The following is a 7,091-nucleotide window of genomic DNA, read 5'->3' on the forward strand; positions in this document are numbered from 1 at the left end:
AAAAACCACCGAAAGGTGGTTTTTTTAGGTCTTGAGGAAATGTCTACTAAAATAAAATTCTTAATAATCAGTATTATATGGTTTCCAATAAAGTTGTTAATCGTTATCGGAAATCATATGTGTGGACATTATGTGGACACTGCTAAGGGGTTCATTCTCACTGCGTCCTGCAAGAAGTCCGGTGCAAGGTGGGCATAACCTAGCGTCTGTTTGATATCCGAATGACCTAAGATTTTTTGGAGCGTTAGGATGTTGCCACCGTTCATAATGAAATGACTAGCAAATGAATGTCTCAAGATATGGGTTTTCTGACTCTTTGGTAAATCGAATCCTAACCTGATGAGAATTAGTCGGAGCTCTTTTTGAAAGTCGTAAGGGAATAACGCGCCTCCATCCTCTGGATAGATTCGTTCATACAGTTCTTTGCTAATTGGAACTGTCCGAGACTTATCGGTTTTGGTTTGGGTGAACCGGATTCTATAGGGTGACAAGTTGCTTGCTTTGAGCGTTATCATTTCTCGCCATCGTGACCCTGTAGACAAACAAATATCAACAGCATTCAACATCAACGGATTACCTTGGATCTCTGACCTAAGCGTTTTTATCTGCTCATGCGTCAAAAATGCCATTTCCTGTTTTCTAACAGTAGGACGCTTAATTCCCTTGAGTGGGTTCTCATGGCGATAATTGCCCGACTCAATCAGAACTGTGAAGACGTTGCTCAAACACTGCATGGAACGCCTTATTGTGCTGTCCTTTAGCTTTCTAGCTTGTAAGTCAGCAACCCAATCAGTAATGAGTTTTGAATCAATCTTATGAGCGGGTGGGTCGTTGAGTTCACGACAGAACCTAGTCAAGTCACGCTTGTAAGGAATGGCAGTTCTTTTGAATTGCCCTGATATTTCCCACCACACCTCGATTAGCTCTGAAAGTAGTCGGGTATCTTTAGGTTTACTGACCCATTTTTTATCATGTTCAGTTGCTAAAATATGTTTTTCATAAGCCAACGCTTCTGACTTTTTGTCGAATTTTTTGCGGAATCGCTTTCCCGCTCGACCCGCAGGGCGAATATCAACTAGCCACTTATCGTTGTCTTTTTTTACGGTCATAGTGAGCGCATCACCATCGCAGCGCGACCAATGATTTTAAGTCGGTTTAAATCTTCGCCGAACATAGAAAATGAATCGTAATCCGGATTGTCAGAAATGATTTCATAGCCTTGCTGCAGAATGTTCCATTTCAAGCGCTTCACATAAACCATGTCATCGACACGAATAACGTAAACACCATCTTTAACCGGTTCTGTTAGCTCTCTTGTGTCTACAAGAATTCGGTCATTATCGTTCATGGTCGGTAACATACTTGAACCTGAACAGAATACGACAGCCGTGTGCTCTGGTTGCAAGCCCAAATCACGAATTAGATGCGCTGAAACCGTAAATGTACCTGTTTGATGCTCACCACTGACAAGCTTTCCTGCTCCCGCTGCTGCATTAACATTAAATTCGGGAATTGATACCGAATCGTTGTTAGGTGCAGTCGTGTGAATTGCTGAAACGTTACTTTCTCCAAGTGTGCCGTACTTCTCATTTAGAGCATTTAACACTTCATCATGAAAATTCGAAACATGGTATTCAAGAGCACGTCCATTACCCGCAGCTTTTCTGCTTATCCAATTGTTTCTTTTAGCTTTTTGTGAGATTCCAGTAGTTGAATTTGGCATTCCTTTTAGCCCTATCAACTCTGTACTCAAGAACCATTCACGCATAAATAACCCTTAACTAACATTGACAAACACTAATGAATGGAATTACTGTAACTAACGTAAACTAACACAGACTAACAATATTCAATTCATAAGCGAGGTTATGTGTAATGTTAGAACATAATGAGCAGTCAGGAAACAATATAAGCAAACAATATGCGCCATTTGTGACGCCTGAAAAGTATGCAGAGCTAGCTGGTTTCACAGTAGACGCCGTTAAATGTCAGGTACAAACAGGAAAGTTACCCGTTATCCGCCGAGAAGGTGGTCGCCGTGGACGCACGTTAATCAACATGAAAGCGCTTGAAGAGTATGCACAAGAGCAAGCTCAAGAGTACACAGATTGGAAAGCGGCGATTTAAGGGGGCAATCATGCAAACTAACACTGCACCGATACATTCAATCAATATTGATTTTTCACATTCAAGTGAAGCAATGGAGCTTTTCAAGATAGTTAAAGCTCGTCTGGATTGGTTGAGCCCGAGCTCTCCTGAATTTGCATTTCTGCACCCTGTTTATTTGCAGTTAAAGCAAGACGTTGAGCTTTTAGAAAGTTTGGAGGTGTAGGGTGGATATTGATTACACGCCTGCAATCTCCATTGTGGACGCACCAATCAGTGACCCAATTCACGCACCCTGTGAAGATATGGCAGGGTGCGCCAACTTCGACCCTGAAAAGTGCGAAAACTCCGCTCGAAAGGTAGAAGAACTTCGCTCGAAGTTTGGTTTCAACCGTTCGCGCTCTCGCAAGCTTAACGTTAACCCTCTTACGTGGAAAAAGCGCTAGTCTGCCAATGAGAAAAATCGATAAACCAACCAATAACCCTTTGTCCAAGCTCCCGAACAATTTGCGTCAGGAGCTTGCGACTTACGTTGTGAAAAACCAAGTATCCGCGCCGCACTTAACGATGGTCTCAAACCATCACCATACATTTGGAGGTAAAACGCCAAAGGCACGAGTATTTGAGTTTGCTCATGCTGTTGCTAACAAGTTCACGCTACCTAATGACATTCGCAATTACATCGATAAAGCCTCAGCGGTTCGCTTTCGCAAATATGGATTTAAACGCGCACTGGATTTTATCGAGTCACGAAGTGGTGCGGTGTCTGCTGCACTTGGTGTATTGCCTGAACCTTATTGGAAAGTGGATACAGAATTAAAACGTGCACGTCTTGCTACTGAGTTAACAGGGCGCGCGGGTTTTCATTTTGAGTCAGTCGCTAAAGCTGGCGGCACACCGTTTGATGCGATTAAGCGTATACATGAGTTTGTAGGCGCTTCGCTTTGGATGCCTCAATTTGAAATGGCGTGTGATGAAGATGAAGCTTATTCGTTTTTAGCTCGTCTGCTGGATGAGGCGGTATGGCGCCGCGCTATCGACAAACAAACCGTTGCCGCTTTTGAAAATGCACGTCGAGCGGCGGGTATGGTCTCACCACACGTTTCCCCTTATGCGTCGATTTCTGCTTGTGAATGGCTCAAAGTACGCCAAGAGCGACAGCGTGAATGGCTAGAGCTTATGGCGATTGAATCGCTTGAGGGTGATGTGATTGATATGTCGCTTGTGCATGAGTCGTCACAATCCAACCCTGTGAATCGTCGTCATGAGCTCATGACCCGTATTGCTGGCTGTCAGGAATACGCTGACTCAAATAGTCACGCTTCTGTGTTTGTCACAATGACCGCGCCTAGTCGTTTCCATCGTCTCACTAAACGCGGTGAGTATTGGATTGAAAACAAGAATTGGGACGGTAGCACACCGAAAGGTGCTCACGCTTGGTTGTCAAAATCGTGGGAGCGCTTTAGAGCGTGGGCAGGGCGTCATGAGCTTACGTATTATGGGATGCGAGTTGTTGAACCACATCAAGACGGTACACCGCACTGGCATGGTGTGTTCTTTGTACCTCTTGAGCAAGTGCCTACCTTTATCAAAGCACTACAGCACTATCAATTTCAGCGTGACAGCCAAGAGCTTTACACCAAAAACGGCGACCCAAACTATCGAGCAATGAGAGCTCGCTTTGAGGCGAAAATGTTGGATGGGACAGAAGGTGGCGCGGTGGCTTACCTTGCCAAGTACATTTCTAAGAACGTTGACGGCTTTGGGCTTGAGGATTTATCGGATCTCGACAACAAAAAAGCCAAGCTACAAGACACGGTTAAAAACGTGACCTCATGGTCACGCACGTTCTGTTTTCGTCAGTTCCAGTTTCAAAAAACGCCGTCCGTTACTGTCTGGCGAGAGCTGCGAAGAATCAGTGACGAGCAAGAGTATTGCACGTTTGAGAAAGCTCGCCGCGCTGCCGATATGGGTTTCTTTTCTGCCTTTTTCGATTACATGGGTGGGCATCGTCTGCCGCAATCCATGCGCACCATTACCACCATCAAAGAGAATACAGAGAACAAATACGGCGAAGTGACTCAAAAGGTCATTGGCTTGAAGGGAAGCGGTCTCGAAGTGTTAACTCATGAGACAGAATGGAAGCTTATCAAAAAGCCTTCCGACTTGTCGGAGGCTGCTCTAAGCAAGCGGGAGCTTGCGCCTTGGTCTAGTGGCAATAATTGTACGCTGGACTTATCGCCACCGAGACAACAAAGAATCATCAACAATTTCTTTCTATTTAATGAACTCGATAGATTCGGTTCACCGCAATGGGAAGAGTTTTACGCCAGTGGCGTGACATAGATTACTGCCAACGATGTGAATCAGGGGCAAACCTACCATTACTACACCAACGTCGAGAGACAGGGGAACACTATGAAAACACTTTCTAAAGAAGAGTGCCAAGCCGAGCTACAGCGCCTTGAAAATATTGATGGGCTTGAGCAAGAGCTCGAAAGCGCTTTTGATAAGGTCAAAGACCTTTCACCGACCTATTTAATGTCAATAGCACCACGGCTTTTGATGAGCAAAGCCAATCCGCTAGTTGAGTTGGGGTTAGACCCTAAGTTGATAGACAAAGCAAAGCTGGTCGCCAAAGCGAACAAAATCGTTCGTGAGCAGCGCAAGCGCCAGTTAATCGAACAGTCCGACATTGACATGACTGAGGTGCAAGGGGGTGAGCATGAAAACGCCTAACCCTGTACGCGGTTATGTGGATTGCCCTGTTTGCCAATCGGCGGCAACCGTTCACATGGTTGGAGAAGGTCGCATGATTGATACGGGTGAACCCCCTAAGAACAGTCGCAACCTTGGTAAGCTTTATTACCGTTGCCCTGAGTGCGGGAACAGTTCAGTCAGCAATAAAGTGAATGAGTATTGCGTTGACCATATGCGTGACACGAGCGAAAAGCCTCAAGCCTTGCCTGATAAGGTTGAAACGCTAGATTCAACGGTTGAGTTAACCGTTGAACCAACCGTTGAACCAACCGTTGAGTTAACCGTTGAACCAACCGTTGACGAAGTGGTTGAAAGTACCGATTCAACTGAAATGATTACGGTAGACCCAACGCCTATCACTGAACCAACCGAAGAAACGGTAACACCACCAAAGCCAAGCCTTAAACCGCAACTGCTCAAGGTCGGCGCGTGCTTGGGTTTGATTCTGGTATTGCTGTTTGCCATTAAACGTCTATTGGCAACGCCTCAACCAACGCAAGAAGGGGACGCCAATGAGTGATTCAACCGTTGAAATGGGCGCTGACAACCTTGCTGAACTGGATATGTACGTTGCCGAGCTGCAAAACAGTAGTTCAACCGAAAACCAACCGAGTGGTAGCGCTGAACCTGAACCGGATATTGATACCAGTGAAGCGTTTGACGCCTTGGTGTCAACGGGGCTAGTGGTGATTGAGCAAGCCGTGTCGATTATGAAAGACATTGATTTTGTCTTTGATGAACGCGCCAAGCAAAGCGTTATCAGTGCGGCTCGACCTGTGGCTAAACAGTATGGCGGTGCGCTGCTTGAACAGTGCGGCGACTACATGAATGTGATGACATTAGCCTTGGCGATTTTGGGACTGTGGTGGGCATCGAAACAACAAATTGCTGCCTTGGAAGTACAAAAACAAGAGGAGGCGAAACGTGTCGCTAGTCGTCAACCCGATTAACTCAAACCCTTCTCATGATGCCGAGCACACCGTGTATTTAGGTGGTACGGGTAGCGGCAAAACCAGCGCCGTGAAATACATGGGGCTTGTGCCTAAAAAGGCGCAAGCGGTGTTCTTTGACCCGTACCGAAACTACGCGGGGCAAAAGTTTCACGGTCAAATGTGTCACGGCTTTTCTGACCCTGCCCAGTTTATTAAAGCGGCGGTGCATGGTCGTCGTGTAGGTTGTTCGTTCAAGCTGGCGTATGTCCCGCCAAAGGGCGCGTGTATGTCTGAGCTTGAAACCTTCAGCGCGATTGCTTGGGCATTGGGTGATGGTCGTAAACCTAAATTGCATGTGGTGATTGAAGAGTTAGCAAGCTGCGCGGAAACCTCTGGAAAGCTCGAAGGGAAAACGGGCGAGCTTCTGCGTGGTGGTCGTCAGTTTGGGCATGTGGTTCATACTATTTTTCAGCGTGGGCAGGAAGTCCCCAAAACCGTGACCAATCAATCTAGCGTTTGGTGGCTTGGGGCGGTGAACTCTGGTGTGGATGCGGATTGGGTCGCCAAGCAAAAAGGCATTCACTCGAATGAAGTCGCTGACCTTAAAAGCGCCAAGGTGAATAAACGACTTATTGGTAAAGCGATAGCCGAATACCTCATCGTTCGTGATGGGATTGGCAACCTAGAGCGAGGCGCATTGAACTGCGAGACAGGCAAAAAGCTCTCACGAAACTACCGTTAATGTCACATTTCAACCTATAGGTTAAAAGTTCTACCTATAGGTTGAAGCTGAGTGACCGTGCGTCGGTTGTCTGATTTGATAATGACTCCTTTAACCTTTCCAACGCTGTGAAGCAGGGGAAACTATGAAAGCAAGTCATAAAACCATGCTAATGACGGTCGCCGTTATGCTGATTGCATTAGCAGTAATCAACAACGTAGGCGCGCTCAAGCCTCTCAAAGAGCAAATCAATGGTAATACAGGGTGGTTTTAAGCTATGGAACTACTCAACACACCATTTAACCCACGTCCACTAGATTTAGACCCTGTTGAGGGTGTGAATTGGGGCAACCAAGCAAGCCTGCGCTTGGTGAGTGGTCCAACGTACCAATCCATTGAACTGGTCACGAGTATTACTGACCCTGCCGATATTGAGCGTGTACGTATCACGCTAAACGGCAAGGAAGTCTACAACCTGACAGGTCAAGATTTGGTAGACCTTCAAGAGCACCGAAAGCAGTTCACTGCGGCGGGTCGCTATGTCATTCCATTTGCCGATTTAACGCTTCGCA

At 46.3% G+C, this 7,091-nt stretch carries 12 protein-coding genes; 10 read left to right on the forward strand and 2 right to left on the reverse strand.

Going from position 1 to position 7,091, the window contains the following annotated elements; genetic code table 11:
- Positions 1-128: 128 nt before the first annotated feature.
- Entirely contained in the window at positions 129-1,109 is a 981-nt protein-coding gene (locus tag AWH66_RS24100; RefSeq protein WP_062463797.1) for a phage integrase, read from the reverse strand.
- Positions 1,106-1,768 (reverse strand): helix-turn-helix domain-containing protein, encoded by a 663-nt coding sequence (locus AWH66_RS24105; RefSeq protein WP_062463799.1) that lies wholly within the window; start codon positions 1,766-1,768, stop codon positions 1,106-1,108. The genes AWH66_RS24100 and AWH66_RS24105 overlap by 4 nt, the downstream gene beginning before the upstream one ends.
- Positions 1,769-1,875: 107 nt before the next feature.
- Between AWH66_RS24105 and AWH66_RS24110 the strand changes: the two genes are divergently transcribed.
- The 10 genes from AWH66_RS24110 to AWH66_RS24150 all read left to right on the forward strand — a co-directional run.
- Positions 1,876-2,127: a hypothetical protein gene (locus AWH66_RS24110; protein WP_063606533.1), complete on the forward strand. Its 252-nt coding sequence runs from the start codon at positions 1,876-1,878 to the stop codon at positions 2,125-2,127.
- 10 nt (positions 2,128-2,137) lie between these two features.
- The gene (locus AWH66_RS24115) at positions 2,138-2,332 is read left to right on the forward strand and encodes a hypothetical protein (protein WP_062463803.1); all 195 of its coding nucleotides are present in this window, start codon (positions 2,138-2,140) and stop codon (positions 2,330-2,332) included.
- Position 2,333: 1 nt separating this feature from the next.
- Entirely contained in the window at positions 2,334-2,552 is a 219-nt protein-coding gene (locus AWH66_RS24120) for a hypothetical protein (protein ID WP_083400128.1), read from the forward strand.
- Positions 2,553-2,559: 7 nt separating this feature from the next.
- Entirely contained in the window at positions 2,560-4,452 is a 1,893-nt protein-coding gene (locus AWH66_RS24125) for a replication endonuclease (protein WP_063606534.1), read from the forward strand.
- 72 nt (positions 4,453-4,524) lie between these two features.
- Positions 4,525-4,845 carry a hypothetical protein gene (locus AWH66_RS24130; RefSeq protein WP_063606535.1) on the forward strand — a complete coding sequence of 107 codons (321 nt, stop codon included), beginning with the start codon at positions 4,525-4,527 and terminating at the stop codon, positions 4,843-4,845.
- The gene (locus AWH66_RS24135; RefSeq protein WP_063606536.1) at positions 4,832-5,386 is read left to right on the forward strand and encodes a hypothetical protein; all 555 of its coding nucleotides are present in this window, start codon (positions 4,832-4,834) and stop codon (positions 5,384-5,386) included. The genes AWH66_RS24130 and AWH66_RS24135 overlap by 14 nt, the downstream gene beginning before the upstream one ends.
- Positions 5,379-5,816: a hypothetical protein gene (locus tag AWH66_RS24140; RefSeq protein WP_063606552.1), complete on the forward strand. Its 438-nt coding sequence runs from the start codon at positions 5,379-5,381 to the stop codon at positions 5,814-5,816. The genes AWH66_RS24135 and AWH66_RS24140 overlap by 8 nt, the downstream gene beginning before the upstream one ends.
- Positions 5,791-6,540 (forward strand): hypothetical protein, encoded by a 750-nt coding sequence (locus tag AWH66_RS24145; protein WP_063606537.1) that lies wholly within the window; start codon positions 5,791-5,793, stop codon positions 6,538-6,540. Before AWH66_RS24140 ends, AWH66_RS24145 begins: the two co-directional genes overlap by 26 nt.
- A 124-nt stretch (positions 6,541-6,664) precedes the next feature.
- Positions 6,665-6,793, forward strand: a complete 129-nt coding sequence (locus AWH66_RS26260) for a hypothetical protein (protein ID WP_258182481.1) — start codon at positions 6,665-6,667, stop codon at positions 6,791-6,793.
- Between the two features lie 3 nt (positions 6,794-6,796).
- Positions 6,797-7,091: major capsid protein P2 (locus AWH66_RS24150; RefSeq protein ID WP_240495629.1), on the forward strand; the 295-nt coding region annotated here is incomplete at its 3' end.

The sequence above is a fragment of the Vibrio barjaei genome, assembly GCF_001639065.2.
Classification (GTDB): domain Bacteria; phylum Pseudomonadota; class Gammaproteobacteria; order Enterobacterales; family Vibrionaceae; genus Vibrio; species Vibrio barjaei.